We start from the raw sequence: 16,744 nt of genomic DNA on the forward strand, positions 1-16,744 counted from the left end.
CGCGCGGGCTGGGCCCGGGCGGGTGGGCCGGCGGGCGGGGGGGGGGGGCGGGGGCGCGGGGGGGGGGGGGGCGCCCCCCCCCCCCGGCCCGGCCCCCCCCCCCCCCCCCCCCCCCCCCCCCCCACGACGGTGTGGCGCGTCAGCGGGCCAGCGGGATGCCCGGCTGGCGTTCGCGGGCCGTAGCCGGCAGGACGCCGCAGAGCGCGGCGAGTTGGTCGACGATCAGGCCCGGGTCACCGAACGGGTCGAGTGCGCTGACCTCAAGCGGGTCCAGGGCCGGCACCGTCACGTGCGAGATCAGCGGGTGCAGCGGCCGGTGGTCGGCCTCGCCGTGGCCGAGCAGGTCCTCGTGCAGTTTCTCGCCGGGACGCAGTCCGGTGTAGACGACCTGCACCGGGCTGGCCGACTGGGCGACCATGCGGCGGGCCAGGTCGTCGATGCGGACCGGCTCGCCCATGTCGAGCACCAGCGCCTCGCCGTCGCGTCCGATGCTGGCCGCCTGGAGGACCAGGTGTACCGCCTCCTGCACGGTCATCAGGTACCGCGTCACGTCGGGGTGCGTGACGGTCAACGGCTGTCCCGCCTCGATCTGCCGCTGAAAGGCGGTGACCACGGAGCCTCGGCTGCTGAGCACGTTGCCGAACCGGACGCTGAGGAAGGTGCCCGGGTGAGTGGCCGCGGCGTGGGCGGTGAGCATCTCGGTGAGGCGCTTGGAGTAGCCGAGCACGCTGATCGGGTTGGCGGCCTTGTCGGTGGAGATGTTGACGAAGCGGGCGACGTCCCGGCAGGCGTCCAGGACGGTGAGCGTGCCCCAGACGTTGGTCTTGATCGCCTCGCCGGGGTGCCGTTCCAGCAGGGTCAGGTGCTTGAGCGCGGCGGCGTGGAAGACGATCTCGGGTCGGCGGTCCCGCATGATGCGCCGGATCCCCTCGTCGTCGCGCAGGTCGGCGAGGATGAGTTCGGGGCCGTCGAGCAACGCCCGCCCGGTGAGGGACATCTGGAGGCCGTGCAGCGCGGACTCGTCCCGGTCGAGCATCATCAGCTCGCCCGGGTTGGCGCGCATGATCTGCCGGCACAGTTCCGACCCGATCGAACCTCCGGCGCCGGTGACCAGAACCCGCCGACCGGCGAGGCCGTTGTCATCGAGCGTCAGGTCGCCGACCACCTGGCGGCGGCCGAGCAGGTCGCTGATCTGCACGTCGCGGACGTCGCTGACCCGGATCCGGTGATCCACCAGCTCCCGGACCGGCGGAATGATCTTGAAGGCGGCGCCGGTACGGAGGGTGATCTCCCGGATCTCCCGGATCAGCGTCGCGTCGGCGTTCGCCACCGAGAAGATCAGTGTGGTCGCGCCGGTGCGGCGGACCGCCTCGGCGAGCTGCTTCCGGCCGCCGAGCACCGGGACCCCGGCGATGCGCAGGTCGCGCCGCTCCGGGTCGTCGTCCAGCGCGCCGACCGGCAGGTAGCGCCCCTTCGGGTCGCCGAGCATGGCCCGGACCAACCCCTGACCGGCCTCGCCGAGACCGAACAGGAGCACCGGAGTGGCCGACCGGGCGTCCGGGCGCATGGCGCGGTCCCGGCGGTGCCGGTGCAGCAGGCGGGAGCAGAGCATGAACAGCAGGGCCAGTGCGCCGCCGACCACCGGGGTGCTGGCCGGAACCGGGCGGTCGCCGAAGGCGAGCAGGGCGAGCAGCACCAGGGCGGCCGTGGTGGCGGTCGTGCCGGCGAGCCCACGGACCTCCTCGATGGTGCCCAGCGGCTGCCGGCCGGAGTAGATCCGCCGTAGTGCGCTGATGCCGACGTGCAGCACGGCGGTGGCGGCACCGAGCAGCATCACGTCGGCGGCCTGGTCGGCGGTGAGCACCTGTTCGTGTCGGGCCCAGCCGGCCACGGTGAAGCCGCCGACCCAGGCGAGGGCGTCGGCGGCGAGGAAGACGGCGGTACGGCGTCGGTTCACTCTGGTCCGGTCCCGGGGCGTCGGCGTTATCTCGGGTGGCATGACGATCTCCCCTGTCCTGTCCGTGGCCGGTGGAGACCCACATCAGGTCAGGGGCCACGTACGTCCCCTAACTGCTTAGCCGAATTAAGGTCGTGCGATTCCCTCTTTCACGTTTATCTGGCCGATCGTTCATTTCCGGAAGTGCGAACAATTGTCGCGTGTGGAGAAAGGGGAGACATTCTCCGAATGCGCAGACGTTGAATTCACTCCGGAGGTGGTATCCGGCGGTCGAGGCGGTGACGCAGCTCCTCGGGGAGCAGTTCGCGCAGTTGCTCGGGCAGCAGCGGCAGGTCCAGCAGGCTCAGCTTGAGCTGGCTGCGCTCCTGGAATCGGCCGGGGTCGAGGCGTACCACCAGGCCCGCGTCGTGGCGGTAGCGGATGTCGACCGCGCCGGAGGTCGACCCCTCGCGGATCAGCAGCCCGTCGACCTCCACCGCCACCGGCCCGGACCCGGGCCGCAGTTCCAGCCGGACGTTCTCGTCGGGGGAGAGCACCACGGCCCGGGAGATGCCGGACATCGGCGCGCTCGGGGTCACCACCACCGCCCGCGTGGCCGGGGAGATCAACGGTCCGCCCGCCGCGTAGCTGTAGGCGGTCGACCCGGCCGGCGTGCTGACCACCACCGCGTCGCAGCGGTAGTAGCCGTAGCGGCGTCCGTCGACGGCCAGGGTGGCGGTGACGAAACCCTGGCCGGGCGCGCGGATCAGCGCGATGTCGTTGAACGCGACCACGTCGTCGCCGCACACGTCGCAGGCCAGGCAACTGTGCCCCGCCACGGTGTAGTTGCGGGTCAGCAGCCGGTCCAGCGCCGCCGGCACCTCCGGCGGCTCCACCTCGACCAGGAACCCGACCTTGCCCAGGTGTACGCCGAGCACCGGCGTGGGGTCGTCCACGGCCATCCGGAGCGCGCCCAGCATGGTGCCGTCGCCGCCGATGCTGATCAGCACGTCGGAGCGGGCGACGAGTTCCGCCGTCGACATCGGCCGGACCGACTCGGGGACCCGGTGGCGGTCCTCGACGCGTACCGCCAGGGTGGCGTCGTGCCGGACGGCCCAGGCCGCGATGGTGTCCACCACGGGCGAGGTGTCCCGGGTGGGATGGAGCACCAGTCCGAGGCGGATACCGTCCATGCGCTCAGCTCACCACAGTCCGGTCGGTCGTACCGGGCTACCCGTGGGTGTCGACGGGCGGATGGTCGACCCGCGCCGCCGGAGTGCTTACCCGAGAATTGTCAACGCGACACGAATTCACGAACCCGCCTCATTCTGCGGCCTGTTCGATAATCGTGGTCGCCGATGCTAGTTTGATTTGCCCGCTCGGAGTCGAACGGATATCGCGGAGGCCCGTACATGAGGAATGCGCCGATTCGGGTTCGCATTCGAGAAGTGTCCCGCCCGCGTCACCGCACCGGAGCGGGGAGCAGGTGACGGCCTCGACGTCGTACCGGATCGTCGAGGCGCGGGTGCCGTCACCGCCCGGCCCATCGACCACACCGACCGTGGTCCGTGGTCGGCGGCGCAAGCTGCCCCGGCTGACCTGGCTGCTGCAACTCTTCCCGGTCACCACCGTGGTGCTGGCCCCGTACGCGGTGCTCATCGTGCCGATGGCGGTGCTCAACGACAACCCTGACGTCGGCTTCATCGTCATGCTGCTGGGGTTGGCCGTGCCGGCTTGTCTGGCGGTGGAGTTGGCCTTCCTCCGGCGGGTGGGCCGGCGGGGGGAGTGGCAACGCGGTCTGGCCGAGGCCAGCGACGGTTATCCCCACCTGTTCACGATCGCCCGCGCGGTCGTACTGGTCAGCGTCACCGCTGACCTGGTCAGTGCCTGGGTCGGCCAGGGCACCATCTTCACCCAGCTCACCGGCGAGGTCGTCTCCTCACCGGCGGCGGTGGTCAGCTCGCTGTTCATGGGGTGGCGGTACCTCGCGTTCGCCCTGCTGGCCGCCAGTCTGCTCGCCGGACTGGCCAGTCGGCTGGCCTGCCTGCGCTGGACGCTCTGCCTGCTCGGGACGCAACTCGTGGTCGCGGTGGCGACGGCGTTGACCGCGCCGTTGATGACCTACCTCTCCTTCCTCGTCGCGCTGGCGGCCATATGCGGGCTGCTGCACAGCCGGTTCGTGGTCGTCGCCGTGCTGGCGATGTTCCTGATCTGGCCGACGGTGTACGCCGCCCGCAACGACCTGCGCGCCGACGGGGGCGTGGCGATCGACGAGGCGGTGACCTCCGCCGACCGGCTGCGGCTCGATCTCCAGGTGACCCGGGCCAGCGAGTACGACATCCCGGTCGACATCGAGCGACCCGGCCTGACCGAGGTGGTGCGGTACGGGCTGGTGCCCCGGATGATCGACCCGGACCGGCCGGCCCTGTCGACCGGTGCCCGGATCAACGAGTACCTGGGCGGCACCTCCACCTCCGCCTACACCTTCCTCTCTCTGGGCACGATCTACTTCCTGGACGGCCCGTGGGGCGTGGTCCTGTACCACCTCGGTTGGGCGCTCGTCGGCGTGCTGCTGCTGCGGGCCGGTGGCGCGCCGGGACCGATCCGTCTCGCGGTCTTCAGTTTCGTGGTGGCGGCCCCGCTGATGTGGTCGAAGGTCTATCCGGAGTCGATGATCTCGTTCGTGCAGTTCACCGTCGCCGCGCTGCCGGTGCTGCTGCTCCTGCGTCTGAGCCGGTCGCGGTCGCGGTCCGTGTCGCCGGGCGCCCGGTCCGACCCGTGACGATCCGGGCGACACCCCGGCCCGCTCCGGCGGCCACCGGCTCGGGTGGACGGCGTGCGTTCGCCCGTCGGGCGGTGGCGGCGTTGTCGGTGAACGGGCTGTCCAGTGTGGGCAACCTGATGGTCTCGATCTCCGTCGCCCGTGGCGAGTCGCTGTCCGGACTGGGCCAGTTCGCCCTTGCTTTCTCCGTCTACGTGCTGGTCATCGGTCTGGTACGGACGGCGGTCACGGAGGCGGTGCTGGCCGCGCGGCAGGCGCCGGAGCGGCGTGCGGTCGGTCGGGGGGCACGTCGGGCCGCCGCCGTCGCCGTCGTGTCCGGGGTGCTCACGGCGGCCACCGGAGCGGTGCTCGGCTCGCCGTACCTCACGGTCGTCGGCCTGGCCCTGCCCGGCCTGGTGGTCTACGACTACGTCAAGGCGATCAGCATCGGCGTCGGCGGGACCCGGGTGGCCTGGACGCAGGAGTGCGCCTGGCTGTGCTGCACCGCGCTGTCGGTCGGGACGGTGCTGGGCACGGGCGCGCCGACGGTCATGATCTTCGCCGGTTGGGCGGCGTCCGGTGCCGTTCTCGGCGTCGTGGCCGCCCTTTGGCAGCGGTACGGCGTGCTGCCCGGCTGGGGACTCGACCGCCGGGAGACCCGGGTCGCCGCCTCGTTCGCCGCACAGTTCCTGGTCACTACCGGCTCGGCCCAACTGGCCCTGAGCGCGCTGGCCGCCACGGCCGGGGTGGCCGTGGTGGGCGCCCTCGGCGCGGCCCGGACGGTCTTCGGACCGGTGACCCTGCTGACGACGACGCTCTCCTCGCTGATCGTGCCCTACCTGGCGCAGTCCCGCGCCGACACGCCCCGGGCCCGGGTACGGGCCGCCGGTGCGGTCGTCGCGCTCTCCGTGGGCGTACTCCTGCCGCTGGTCCTCGCGTTGTGCCTGTTGCCCGACGAGGTGGGCCGGACGGTGCTCGGGGACAACTGGCACGCGGCCCGTCCACTGTTGCCGTTGCTGTCCGTCGAGGCGCTGTTGGCGCCGATCGCGCTGGTCGCGTTCGCCGGGCACCGGGTGCAGTCGGCGGGGGCGCGGGCGCTGGCCATCGGTGTGGCTCTCGGACCGCTGCGGATCGCGACGATCGTGGCCGGCGGTGTCCTGTTCGGCGCCGGCGGCGCAGCCGGCGCGCTGGCGGTGCTCGCCCTGCTCAGCGCCGCCTGCTGGTGGTTCAGCTACCTGCGGTTGGACGCGACGCCGGTCGACTCGCGCTGACCGGCGTCGCGTCCGTCCGGTCAGCCGGTGACGCCGGCCAGGGCGGAGCGGACCCGTTCCACCACGGTCTTCACGTCCGCCTCGCCCAACTCCGGGTGGGTGGGCAGGTTGATGCCCCGACGGCTGAGGTCGGTGGTCACCGGGCAGTCCGCCGCCTCGTCGCGGTGCGCGGGCAACTCGATGATCGGCACGAAGAAGGGCCGGGTCTCCACGCCGTGTCGGTCCAGCGCCCGGGCCAGCGCGTCCCGGGAGGTGACGTCGCCCTCGTCGCCCACCAGGAACGCGGCCATCCACGGTCCCCGGCGGACCCCGGGCAGCACGGGTTGGCGGGTCAGCCCCGGCTCGTCGGCCAACTGCGTCTCGTAGCCGGCGATCACCCGGTCGCGGTGCGCGATGATCTCGTCGGCCCGGTCGAGCTGGGCACAGAGCAACGCCGCGCTCAGGTTGGTCATCCGGTAGTTGTAACCCAGCACCGGGAAGTAGTAGCGGCGGTGCGGGTCCATCCCCTGGTTGCGCAGCAGGCGCATCCGGTCGGCCAGGGCACTGTCCGAGGTGGTCACGCAGCCGCCCTCGCCCGAGGTGATCACCTTGTTGCCGAAGAACGAGAACGTGGTGACGTCGGCCAGTGACCCGGTGGGGTGCCCGTCGAGCGTGGCGCCGAACGACTCGGCCGCGTCGGCGACCAGGAGCAGTCCGTGCCGGTGGCAGAGATCGCGCAGGGCGGGATAGTCGGCCGGGTGGCCGTACAGGTCGACGGCGATGACCGCCCGGGTACGCGGGCCGATCGCCGCGCGTACGGCGGCCGGGTCGACGCACCAGCTCTGCGGCAGCACGTCCACGCAGACCGCGCGGGCACCGCAGTACGCGACCGCGTTCGCCGTCGCCACGTAGGTCAGCGCGGGCACGATCACCTCGTCGCCCGGCCCGATGCCGGCGGCGGCCAGCACGAGGTGCAGGGCCACCGTGCCGTTGCCGGTGGACACCGCGGCGTCGGCGGCGCAGCGGCGGGCGAAGCGTTCCTCGAACTCCCGCAGGTAGGGGCCGTGCGACGAGATCCAGCCACTCCGGATGGCATCGACGACGTAGCGCTCCTCCAGGTCGGTGATGCTGGGCCGGGCCACCGGGAAACGCTCCGGCGTGCTCACGACACCACCTCCGGATCGAGGGCGGTGGCGAACGCGGACCGGGGCACCGGACCGGGCTGTCCGTCCGCCGCCCAGCGCAACACGTCCAGGTAGTCCTGACCGGTGGCCGCCCAGGTACGGGAGGCCAGCCGGCCGTCGGCACGGCGGGACGCGGCGGCGTAGTGCTCCCGGTCGGCGGAGAGCCGTCGGACCGCGTCGGCCAGCGCGGACGGGTCGGTGGCCCGGAACACCGCCGCCTGCGCCCCGGTGAACTCCAGTTGGGCCAGCAGCGGCTCCGAGTCGGCGCAGGCCACCGGGAGTCCCCAACTGAACGCCTCCAGCATCGTCCCGCTGGCCGCCTCCCAGAGCGAGGGCACCACCACCGCGTCGGCGCGGGCGTACAGGGCGTGGAGTTCGTCCAGGCTGACGAAGCCGGGGAAGGACACCCGGCCGCGCAGGTCCGGCTGGGCGGCGCGGGTGAGCAGGCGACTCGCCTCGGGTTCGACCAGCGGTCCCGGGCAGACCAGGCGGTACTCCGGCAGCAACGCCATCGCCTCCAGCAGCGTCGCGTGGTTCTTGTGCGTCGCGGTCGACGACGGATAGACGAGCAGGCCCGGTTCCGGGTGGGCGGCGGCGCGGTCCGGCGCGGGTTGGAAGGTGGGCGTCGGGATGAGCACGATGCGCTGCGCCGCCTCGGGGAACAGTCGCAGCGCCTGCCGGTACGGGTGCGGCCAGGTCACGACGACGGCAGCGGCCCTGGCCACGTTCTCGCGGACCACGGCCGCGTACCCGGGGGAGTGGAAGTCGGCGTGCAGGTGCCGCAGGTCGTGCAGGACCACCACCGACCTGCCGGACCCGGTGGGCGCACAGTGGAACGGGTACAACGTCACGTCCGCGCCCGAGGACGGTGCTCCGGAGCGCTGACGCAGCAGGTTGACCGTCCGGCGTACGGCCACCGAGTTGCGGACCCGGGTCGGTGTCCAGCGTCGCAGTAGTTGTCCGGCCGGGTTGTCCGACCGCAGCGGCTGGGCCACCTCGGTCCAGTCGATCCGGTCAGCGGGCAGGTATCCCCGCCACTGGTCCAGCGTGCCGCGCAGGACCTCGACCCGCAGGTCGCAGGAGTCGTCGGCGGCCATGCCCGCCAGCAGGCCGTACGCGAACGCCTCGACACCGGCCGCGTGGCCGGGGCGGATCGGGGTGGCGTCGACGGTGACCCTCATCGGTCCACCCGCACCAGGCGTCCCATCCGCTCGTCCTCGAGCAGTTGACGGTCGGCGTCGACCATCACCCGCACCAGGTCCCCGAAGAGGGTCTTGGGCGCCCAGCCGAGCCGACGGCGAGCCTTGCCGTAGTCGCCGATCAACGCGTCGACCTCGGCGGGCCGGTAGTACGCCGGGTCGATCTGGACGTACTGCTCCCAGTCCAGACCCACCTGGTCGAAGGCCGCCTCGACGAACTCGCGGACGGTGTGCCCCTCGCCGGTGGCGACCACGTAGTCGTCCGGGCTGTCCTGTTGCAGGGCCAGCCACATCGCCTCGACGTACTCCGGGGCGTAGCCCCAGTCCCGTACCGCGTCGAGGTTGCCGAGATAGAGCCGGTCCTGCAGGCCCGCCTCGATGCGCGCCACCGCCCGAGTGATCTTGCGGGTGACGAAGTTCTCGCCGCGCCGGGGGCTCTCGTGGTTGAACAGGATGCCGTTGACGCAGAACATGTCCCACGACTCGCGGTAGTTCACCGCCGACCAGTACGCGTAGACCTTGGCGCACGCGTACGGGCTGCGCGGATGGAACGGCGTCTCCTCGCGCTGCGGCGGCGGCGTCGAGCCGAACATCTCCGAGGACGACGCCTGGTAGTAGCGGCAGTCGATGCCGGCGGCGCGGGCGGCCTCCAGCATGTGCAGGGCGCCGAGCGCGGTGACGTCGGCGGTGTAACCGGGGATGTCGAAGGAGACCCGGACGTGGCTCTGCGCGCCGAGGTTGTAGATCTCGTCGGGCCGGACGTCCCGGATCAGCGAGGTCAGGCTGGCCGGGTCGGACAGGTCGCCGTAGTGCAGGAACAACCGGGCGTCCGAGTGGCGTGGGTGCACGTCGATGCGGTCCAGTCGATCGGTGTTGAACGACGACGAGCGCCGCTTGATCCCATGCACCGTGTATCCCTTGTCGAGCAGGAATTCGGTCAGGTAGCTGCCGTCCTGCCCGGTGATACCGGATATGAGTGCCACTCGTGACATGAAGTCCCCTAGCGCTGTATCGACGGTGGGTGTCGCCTGGTTTTTATAGCGGTTTTCAGGGTCCCGGTTTCCGTCTTTGCGCATACTGTTCGGAAGGTGTCTTCCGCCGCGTCCGGCAGTCACCGCAGAAGCGCTCGATCGTTGGTCCAATCAGTCCTGTGCTGCCGGCGAGGAGCGAAGATGGTCAACGACACCACCCCCGTGTCGCAATTTCGAGAAGGAGTCTCGGAATACGACGAGAAGCAATTCCGCGTTCTCGTCACGGCGGAGTACTTCGTTCCCGGATGGCGGGCCGGCGGCCCGGTCCGCTCGATCTCGGACGTGCTCGCCAAGGCCAGCGACGACATCGAGACGACGATGTTGACCCGCGACCACGACCTCGGTTCCCGCGATCCCTATCCCGGTCTCTCCGGCCGGTGGGCGCGATTCGGCCGGACCGACATCTTCTATCTCGGGGTACGCCGTCCGGCGCACTGGCGGCAGCTCTGGCGCGCGCTGCGCGCGGTCCGGTTCGACCTGCTCTACGTGAACAGCGTCTGGTCGACCTTCTCCATCCTGCCGATCGTCGCGGCCCGGCTCGGCCTGCTGCGGGTGCGGCGCGTGCTGGTGGCTCCCCGGGGCGAGTTCGGGTCGGCCGCGCTGCGACTGCACGGCCTGCGCAAGCGGGTCTTCCTGGCCGGTTGGCGGTGGATGCTGGGGCAGCCCCGGGTGCTGTGGCACGCCACCACCCCGGCCGAGGCCGCCGACATCCGGCGGGTGCTGCCCCGGGCCCGGATCGGGGTGGTCGCCGTCGCCAGCGGCCCCGAACCGGAGCCGGAGCCGGTCGCGCTGCCGCCGAACGCCCAGGCCCGGCTGGTCTTCATCGGACGGATCTCCCCGATGAAGAACCTCGACCTGGTGCTCCGCGCGCTCGCCCACGTGCCGGTGCCGGTCCGGCTGGACGTCTTCGGCCCGGTGGGGGACCCGGGGTACTGGCGTCGGTGCCAGGACCTGATCGCGGCCCTGCCCGAGCAGGCCACCGTGGCCTATCGCGGGGAACTGCACCCCGACCAGGTCCGCGAGACCTTCTCCCGGTACGAGGCGTTCGTGCTGCCGACCCGGGGCGAGAACTTCGGCAACGCCATCGCGGAGAGCCTGTCGGCGTACTGCCCGGTGGTCTGCTCCGACCGCACCCCCTGGACCGACGTGCTGCGCGACGGTGGCGGGCTGGTGCTGACCGACCTGACCCCGGTGGCCCTGGGCGCACTGGTCACGCAGGTCGCCACGGCCGCGCCGGAGCAGCGGCACGCGGCGCGGGTGGCCGCCGGGGCGGCGTACCGGCGCTGGCAGGCGAGCCTGACCCGGGTCAGCGTGCTCGACCAGGCGCGGCACGTGATCCGCGACCCGGCGTACCGGGTGCCCCCGCAGGGGCGTACGTCCTGAATCGGTGGGCCAGCCCGCCCATCGGAAGACCGTGGTGAGGAGACTGCCCGTGACCCGGGTGATGACCGTTGTCGGGACCAGGCCGGAGATCATCCGGTTGGCCCGGGTGATCGACGCGCTGGACCGGACCGTGGAGCACACGTTGGTGCACACGGGACAGAACTGGGACCCGGCCCTGTCCGACATCTTCTTCACCGAGCTGGGGGTCCGCGCGCCGGACCGGTTCCTGCGGGCGGACACCAGCTCGCTCGGCAGCCTGCTCGGTGCCGTCCTGGTCGGTACCGAGGCCGCGATCGCCGAGACGCGTCCGGACGCGTTGCTGGTGCTCGGTGACACCAACAGCGCGATCTCCGCCCTGATGGCCCGCCGGATGAAGGTGCCGGTGTACCACATGGAGGCCGGCAACCGCTGCTTCGACCTGAACGTGCCGGAGGAGACCAACCGGCGGATGGTCGACCACGTCGCCGACTTCAACCTGGTCTACTCCGAGCACGCCCGGCGCAACCTGCTCGCCGAGGGCCTGCACCCGCGGCGCATCCTGCACACCGGTTCGCCCATGCGCGAGGTGCTGGATTACTACCGGCCGCAGATCGAGGCGTCCACCGTGCTGGCGCGGCTCGACCTGGAGCCCGGTGGCTACGTCGTGGTCAGCGCCCACCGGGAGGAGAACGTCGACCACCCGGACCGGCTCCGCCGGCTGCTGGACTGCCTCTGCGCCGTCCGCGACGAGTGGGGGCTGCCGCTGCTGGTCTCCACCCACCCACGGACCCGCAAGCGGCTGGAGTCCCTGGCCGTGGACGGTACGCGCCTGGAGGCCATCGCCTTCCACGAGCCCTTCGGCTTCTTCGACTACGTGACCCTGCAACGGCATGCCCGCTGCACGCTCTCCGACAGCGGCACGGTCAGCGAGGAGTCGGCGATCCTCGGCTTCCCGGCGGTGACGCTGCGCGAGTCGATCGAGCGCCCGGAGGCGCTGGACACCGGGGCGATCGTGATGACCGGCCTGGACCCGGCCGGGGTGGTGGAGGCGGTCCGCGTGGTGATCGCGCAGGCGGAGGTGGGTGCCGCCGGCTGCCCGCTGGACTACCAGGTCCCGGACACGTCACGCCGGGTGGTCGACTTCATCCTGTCGACCGTGCGCCGCCATCACGACTGGGCGGGCATTCGGCACTGAGGACGGGGTCGGTCGGGCCGGTACCCCGGTGACCACGACACCGGCTGGGACGTCGCGCGTCACGCAGGCCCCGGCCCCGACGACGGCGTCCCGGCCGACCGTGAGCCGGGGCAGGACGGCGGCGGTGGTCCCGACCATCACGCCCTCGGCGAGGCGACAGTGGCCGGAGACGGCGGCCAGCGGGTTGACCGACACGTAGTCGCCCAGCTCCGCGTCGTGCCCCACCGTGCAGTTCTGGTTGAGGTGTACGTGGCGGCCGAGGATCACGTTCGTCGTGACCCGCGCGCCACCGGCGGCGAACAGTCCTTCGCCGACCACGCAGTCCGCGCCGATCTCGGCGTCCGGGTGGATCACCGTGGCGGCGGGCAGCCCGTGGTGGGCGATGGCCTCGGCGGTCTCCCGGCGCAGTCGGGGCCGGCCGACCCCGAGCGCCACCCGCGTGGTCGGTGGCAGCCCGCCCAGCCGGTGGGTCGGGCCGAGGAACGGCACCCCGAGGCGGTGCACCAGCGCGACGTCGGGCTCGGTGGGGTAGTCGTCGACGAACCCGAGCACCCGCCATCGGGGTACGTCGGGCACCGGCGTGTTAAGTAGACAAATTACCCGATACACCTCACGGCCCATCCCACCGACTCCTACGATCACTACGTCGGTCGTCACCCGTGCCTCCCTCGTCCGTGGAGAACGCCGGTCGCTCTCCGCCATCTGAACCGTCTCGGAGCGTCGATGGTGACGGCCGTGCCGACGCGGCTGCGCTGCGGTGTAAACACCCGTCTGCTGAAGGTTGAGCCACACAGTGAACGAGCCGGTGCGGACCCGTCCGCCCGACGCCGCCGGTGCACGCCGGTCGGTGTCGCTGCGCGCTGTCGAGGCGGACGGCTATCGGGTCGTCGCGACCGCCGGTGTGTTCGAGCCCGGCTTCCGGGGCGGCGGGCCGATCCGCTCCCTGCGGTACATCCTGGACACCCTGCCGGAGGGGATCGACGTCACCCTGGTCACCCGGGACCGCGACCTGCGCTCACCGGTGTCCTACCCGGGGCTGTCCGGGCGGCTGCTGCACCGCGACGCCCGCGCCGCCGTGTTCTACCTCGACCCGTTCGCCCTCCGGCACTGGGCCCGGCTGCTGCGGCACGTCCGCTCCCGGCCGGTCGACCTGCTCTATCTCAACAGCCTCTGGTCGGCGTTCTCGGTGGTGTCGATCCTCGCGGTCGCCTCGGGCGTGCTGCGCGCCGGGGCGATCCTGCTCGCGCCGCGCGGTGAACTGGCGCCGGCCGCCCTCGACATCAGGTCGCGCAAGAAGCGACTCTTTCTGTCGGTGTGGGCGCCGCTGCTGCGCCGGCTCGACGTGCGCTGGCAGGCATGCAGCCGGCGGGAGGAGGAGCAGATCCGGGCGGCCGTGCCGTGGGCCCAGGTGATGGTCAACGGCAACGAGTGCGCCGTGCCGGAGGATCCCGCCCCACCCGCCGAGCCGCGCGAGGGGCCGCTGCGACTGGTCTTCGTCGGCCGGATCTCGCCGATGAAGAACCTGGTCACCGCGCTGGAGGCGGTGGCCGGCGCGACCCGGCCGATCGAGTTCGACATCTTCGGGCCGGTGGAGGACGAAGAGTACTGGGCACGGTGTCGCGGGATCGTCGAGTCGATGCCCGGACACGTCCGGGTCGCCTACCGGGGCGAACTCCCGGCGGCGCAGGTGCTTGCGACCTTCGGCCGGTACGACGCGTTCCTCTTCCCGACGTTGGGCGAGAACTACGGTCACGTGATCGTCGAGAGTCTGGCCGCGGGCTGCCCGGTGATCTGCTCCGACGAGACGCCCTTCAGCGAACTGATCGCCGACGCCGGGGGAGCGGTGGTACGCCCCGCCACGGTGGCCGCGTTCAGCGCGGTGCTCGACCGGCTCGCCGACCGGCCGGTGGCCGCTCGTGCCGAGGCGAAACGGCTCGCCGCCCGGAAGTACCGGCTGTGGCGGCGGCAGAACCGGGAACTCCACGTGCTGGAGCACGCCCGTCGGTTCTGCCGCTGATTGTCGAGTCGCCGGGTCCGTCACCCGTACCCGGTCCGGCTCGTTAAGAGGGTGTCCGGCGGTGCGGGCGCGCCCGCCCGTCGCCGCGTACTTCGTCAGGTGAGGACGTCAGGTGTCTCGTCGCGTTCGTACGCTGGTCCAGCGGGTGCGGGACCATCTCGCCGCCACCCGCGACCCGGAGGCGTTCGCCCGTTCCCTCGGGGTGAACCTGACCGGCCGGGTCCGGTTCTATGGGATCAGCCGGGCGATGTTCGGCTCGGAGCCCTGGCTGATCACCATCGGCGACAACGTCTTCATCACCTCCGAGGTGCAGTTCGTCACGCACGACGGCGGCACGCTGATCCTCCGCAAGGAGCACCCGGACCTCGACTGGACCGCGCCGATCGTGATCGGCGACGACGTCTACATCGGGATGCGGTCGATGATCCTCGCGGGGGTCACCATCGGCAACCGGTGCGTGATCGGGGCGGGCTCGATCGTCACCCGGGACATCCCGGACAACACCGTGGCCGCCGGGGTGCCGGCGCGACCGCTGCGGACGACCGACGAGTACCTCGCGCGGTTGCAGGCCAAGTCGTTGGGGATCGGCCACCTGCCGGTGCCCGCCAAACACGAGGCGATGAAGCGGATCTACGGGGTGACCACGGTCTGACGGCCGTCAGGCCCGCCGGTAGGCCACGCGGGGTGGCGGGAACTGGTGTACGCCGCCGACCGTGATCGCGCCCAGGACGCCGGTCACGCCGGACACCTGGTAGCCGTACCGGTCGCCGGACATCGCTGTCCGGTCGGTGCCGATGTTGAGCGCCGTCTCGCCCGCCGCCTCGGCCAGCACCGTCGGCGCGGTGCTGCCGGTGCCCTGCCAGACCAGTGCGTACCAGTGCCAGCCGCCGGGCAGCACGACCGGCGTGCTCAGCACCGACTCCTTGATCCCGGCGGTGGTCACCGCCAGCGTGCCGAAGTCGGCGATCGGGCCGAGGAGCGCGGGCCGCCCGGTCGTCGGGTCGTGGGCGTACACGCCGTGGCGCAACACGCCGGTGCCGGCTGCGGTCACCTCGACGCAGGCCCGGTCGACCGGCGTCGGTTCGGCCAGGTACACCGGGTGCAGCAGGAGCCGCTGGAACGCGCCGGTGTACGTGCACGTCCGGGTCGGACCGGCCAGCGGCAGGAAGTAGCTGCCGACGCCGAGCGTCACGCCGGGCACCTGCGGCGGTGCCGGCGGTGCGGGCTGGGCGCGCCACATGCCGTAACCGGGCGAGACCGGTACCGCGTACGGGATGCCGTCGACGGCGACCCGGTCCGGCACGGCGAGGTTGGTCGGACCGTCCGCGACCAGTCGCCGGTGGAACAGTTCGGGCGCCGCCATCCGGGTCTGGGCGGCCGGGTCGACCCGCTCGATCACCACCACGTCGTGGGTGCCGGTGGAGACGACGATCTCGGTGGCGGTCGAGGGCGGTGCCAGATAGCGGCGGTACGCCGTGCCGGTCACCGAGTCATTCGGCTCCAACGTGCGTCCCCACACCAGTTGCGGATAGTTCTTCTTGAGACTGGAGCTGACGAACCAGCACTTCGCCGTGGTGTGCCGGGCCCGCGTCGCCGGCTGTCCGTCGTCGAAGGGCAGCAGCCCGACCGCGATGCCCCACTTCTGCACCCCACCGGAGTCCACCACCCACTGGGTCATGCTGGCGGCCGGCGTCAGCGGGTCCCGCAGCGTGGCCGGCGTGATGTCGGTGAGGACGGTCAGGGTGTCGAGCTTCGCCCAGGTCGACCAGTTGAGTGAGCCGGCGACCCCCACGTTCGCCATGAACTGCCGGCGGCTGCCGCCGGTCGGCACGGTCAGCGCGGAGCACTGGGTGACCCCGGCGTTCAGGGCGAAGCGGCTCAGCGCGGTGACCGTCTGCGAGATCAGCAGCCCGTCCGTGCTCCAGCGGTACAGGTTGTCGATCCGGCACAGCGACGGGATCCGCGACATGATCGTGGCGATCGGTGTGCCGATGTTCGCCTGGGCGGTGTCGATCATCCCTCGGTAGGAGGGGATCAGGTACGACTCCCGGATCCGCAGCTCCTGGCCGGTACGCCGACCGTCCGGCACCGGCCGTCCGTCGAGTTCCACGCTCACCACGTGGGTGTGGGTGGCCGGACGGATCTGCACGTCCGGCGTGAGACCCGTGATCGGCACGGTGGTGCGGTTCGTCGCGCCGGACACGTGGGTCAGCGGCGCCGTCGGCCGGACCCGCGCACCCTGGGCGATGCCGTCCACGATCACGTACGGGTTGCCGAACAGCAGGCTGTTGGCGTTGGTGATGGCGAGCAGCGTGAACACCCGGGTGCCGTCGGTCCACCGGGAACCCACGTCGGCGGTGGTCTTGCCGTGGTCGGTCACGACGATCTGGTTGCCCACGTTGTACCCGTGGTTGCCACCCACGTACGACCAGCCGGTGTTGATCGGGCAGTTGTCGTCGGAGGTGTCGTGGATCGGGGTGCCCACGGCCGACGGGGAGGGCCACACCTGGGCGTCGGTGGCCGTCGACGGCACGAGCGTGACCTGCGGCAGGCTGGAGTGCCACATGCCGACCATGCCCTGGGGATAGGCGATGTTCGCCGGCATCAGCACGTCCCGGGTGGCGTCGAAACGCGACCGGACGGTCATCAGCGCGTTGGAACGGTAGACGATCAGTTCTCCCATGGCCGGCACCTCCGCCGTGACGCGTCCCGATGAGCCCACTGTGCGCCACGTCGCCCCTGGTCAGCGGTGCACGGTCGGCTCCCGGACAGCAGCGCGGAATTCCCCGAACGCGGGACGGTGACCCAG

At 71.7% G+C, this 16,744-nt stretch carries 13 protein-coding genes; 6 read left to right on the top strand and 7 right to left on the bottom strand.

Going from position 1 to position 16,744, the window contains the following annotated elements; genetic code table 11:
- Window positions 1-139 precede the first annotated feature (139 nt).
- Together ACIBO1_RS15575 and ACIBO1_RS15580 are read right to left on the bottom strand one after the other, a co-directional pair.
- Window positions 140-1,999 (bottom strand): polysaccharide biosynthesis protein, encoded by a 1,860-nt coding sequence (locus ACIBO1_RS15575; RefSeq protein WP_396746406.1) that lies wholly within the window; start codon window positions 1,997-1,999, stop codon window positions 140-142.
- Window positions 2,000-2,202: 203 nt separating this feature from the next.
- Window positions 2,203-3,129, bottom strand: a complete 927-nt coding sequence (locus ACIBO1_RS15580) for an NAD(+)/NADH kinase (protein ID WP_396746409.1) — start codon at window positions 3,127-3,129, stop codon at window positions 2,203-2,205.
- Between the two features lie 293 nt (window positions 3,130-3,422).
- On the opposite strand from ACIBO1_RS15580, the gene ACIBO1_RS15585 reads away from it, so the two are divergent.
- Entirely contained in the window at window positions 3,423-4,718 is a 1,296-nt protein-coding gene (locus tag ACIBO1_RS15585) for a hypothetical protein (protein ID WP_396746412.1), read from the top strand.
- Window positions 4,715-5,968: an oligosaccharide flippase family protein gene (locus ACIBO1_RS15590; RefSeq protein ID WP_396746415.1), complete on the top strand. Its 1,254-nt coding sequence runs from the start codon at window positions 4,715-4,717 to the stop codon at window positions 5,966-5,968. The genes ACIBO1_RS15585 and ACIBO1_RS15590 overlap by 4 nt, the downstream gene beginning before the upstream one ends.
- Before the next feature lie 20 nt (window positions 5,969-5,988).
- On the opposite strand, the gene ACIBO1_RS15595 is transcribed toward ACIBO1_RS15590, so the two are convergent.
- From ACIBO1_RS15595 to gmd, 3 genes are read right to left on the bottom strand one after another with little or no spacing between them, the layout of a single operon-like run.
- On the bottom strand, window positions 5,989-7,113 hold the full coding sequence (locus ACIBO1_RS15595) for a DegT/DnrJ/EryC1/StrS family aminotransferase (protein WP_396746418.1): 1,125 nt from the start codon (window positions 7,111-7,113) through the stop codon (window positions 5,989-5,991).
- On the bottom strand, window positions 7,110-8,312 hold the full coding sequence (locus ACIBO1_RS15600; protein ID WP_396746420.1) for a glycosyltransferase: 1,203 nt from the start codon (window positions 8,310-8,312) through the stop codon (window positions 7,110-7,112). The genes ACIBO1_RS15595 and ACIBO1_RS15600 overlap by 4 nt, the downstream gene beginning before the upstream one ends.
- Window positions 8,309-9,322: a GDP-mannose 4,6-dehydratase gene (gmd, locus tag ACIBO1_RS15605; protein WP_396746423.1), complete on the bottom strand. Its 1,014-nt coding sequence runs from the start codon at window positions 9,320-9,322 to the stop codon at window positions 8,309-8,311. Before gmd ends, ACIBO1_RS15600 begins: the two co-directional genes overlap by 4 nt.
- 180 nt (window positions 9,323-9,502) lie before the next feature.
- Between gmd and ACIBO1_RS15610 the strand changes: the two genes are divergently transcribed.
- Together ACIBO1_RS15610 and wecB are read left to right on the top strand one after the other, a co-directional pair.
- Window positions 9,503-10,744 (top strand): glycosyltransferase, encoded by a 1,242-nt coding sequence (locus ACIBO1_RS15610; RefSeq protein ID WP_396746426.1) that lies wholly within the window; start codon window positions 9,503-9,505, stop codon window positions 10,742-10,744.
- 49 nt (window positions 10,745-10,793) lie between these two features.
- Window positions 10,794-11,918 (top strand): non-hydrolyzing UDP-N-acetylglucosamine 2-epimerase, encoded by a 1,125-nt coding sequence (gene wecB, locus ACIBO1_RS15615; RefSeq protein WP_396746429.1) that lies wholly within the window; start codon window positions 10,794-10,796, stop codon window positions 11,916-11,918.
- Here the strand turns inward: wecB and ACIBO1_RS15620 are convergent.
- Window positions 11,847-12,620, bottom strand: coding sequence for a NeuD/PglB/VioB family sugar acetyltransferase (locus ACIBO1_RS15620; protein WP_396746432.1), 774 nt, complete (start codon window positions 12,618-12,620; stop codon window positions 11,847-11,849). The genes wecB and ACIBO1_RS15620 overlap by 72 nt on opposite strands.
- Window positions 12,621-12,711: 91 nt before the next feature.
- Here ACIBO1_RS15620 and ACIBO1_RS15625 point away from each other — a divergent pair, with 91 nt between their 5' ends.
- Both ACIBO1_RS15625 and ACIBO1_RS15630 read left to right on the top strand, forming a co-directional pair.
- Window positions 12,712-13,935 (top strand): glycosyltransferase family 4 protein, encoded by a 1,224-nt coding sequence (locus ACIBO1_RS15625; protein ID WP_396746435.1) that lies wholly within the window; start codon window positions 12,712-12,714, stop codon window positions 13,933-13,935.
- Window positions 13,936-14,047: 112 nt separating this feature from the next.
- The gene (locus ACIBO1_RS15630) at window positions 14,048-14,587 is read left to right on the top strand and encodes an acyltransferase (protein ID WP_131052501.1); all 540 of its coding nucleotides are present in this window, start codon (window positions 14,048-14,050) and stop codon (window positions 14,585-14,587) included.
- 6 nt (window positions 14,588-14,593) lie between these two features.
- On the opposite strand, the gene ACIBO1_RS15635 is transcribed toward ACIBO1_RS15630, so the two are convergent.
- On the bottom strand, window positions 14,594-16,618 hold the full coding sequence (locus ACIBO1_RS15635; RefSeq protein WP_396746438.1) for a hypothetical protein: 2,025 nt from the start codon (window positions 16,616-16,618) through the stop codon (window positions 14,594-14,596).
- Window positions 16,619-16,744 lie beyond the last annotated feature (126 nt).

Source organism: Micromonospora sp. NPDC049903, assembly GCF_044460945.1.
Classification (GTDB): Bacteria; Actinomycetota; Actinomycetes; order Mycobacteriales; family Micromonosporaceae; genus Micromonospora.

What these genes read in the sequence shown, in the direction of transcription:
- ACIBO1_RS15620 (WP_396746432.1), bottom strand. Translation starts at nt 12,620, where the DNA reads ATGGCGGAGAGCGACCGGCGTTCTCCACGGACGAGGGAGGCACGGGTG.
- ACIBO1_RS15575 (WP_396746406.1), bottom strand. Translation starts at nt 1,999, where the DNA reads ATGCCACCCGAGATAACGCCGACGCCCCGGGACCGGACCAGAGTGAAC.
- ACIBO1_RS15580 (WP_396746409.1), bottom strand. Translation starts at nt 3,129, where the DNA reads ATGGACGGTATCCGCCTCGGACTGGTGCTCCATCCCACCCGGGACACC.
- gmd (WP_396746423.1), bottom strand. Translation starts at nt 9,322, where the DNA reads ATGTCACGAGTGGCACTCATATCCGGTATCACCGGGCAGGACGGCAGC.
- ACIBO1_RS15600 (WP_396746420.1), bottom strand. Translation starts at nt 8,312, where the DNA reads ATGAGGGTCACCGTCGACGCCACCCCGATCCGCCCCGGCCACGCGGCC.
- ACIBO1_RS15635 (WP_396746438.1), bottom strand. Translation starts at nt 16,618, where the DNA reads ATGGGAGAACTGATCGTCTACCGTTCCAACGCGCTGATGACCGTCCGG.
- ACIBO1_RS15610 (WP_396746426.1), top strand. Translation starts at nt 9,503, where the DNA reads ATGGTCAACGACACCACCCCCGTGTCGCAATTTCGAGAAGGAGTCTCG.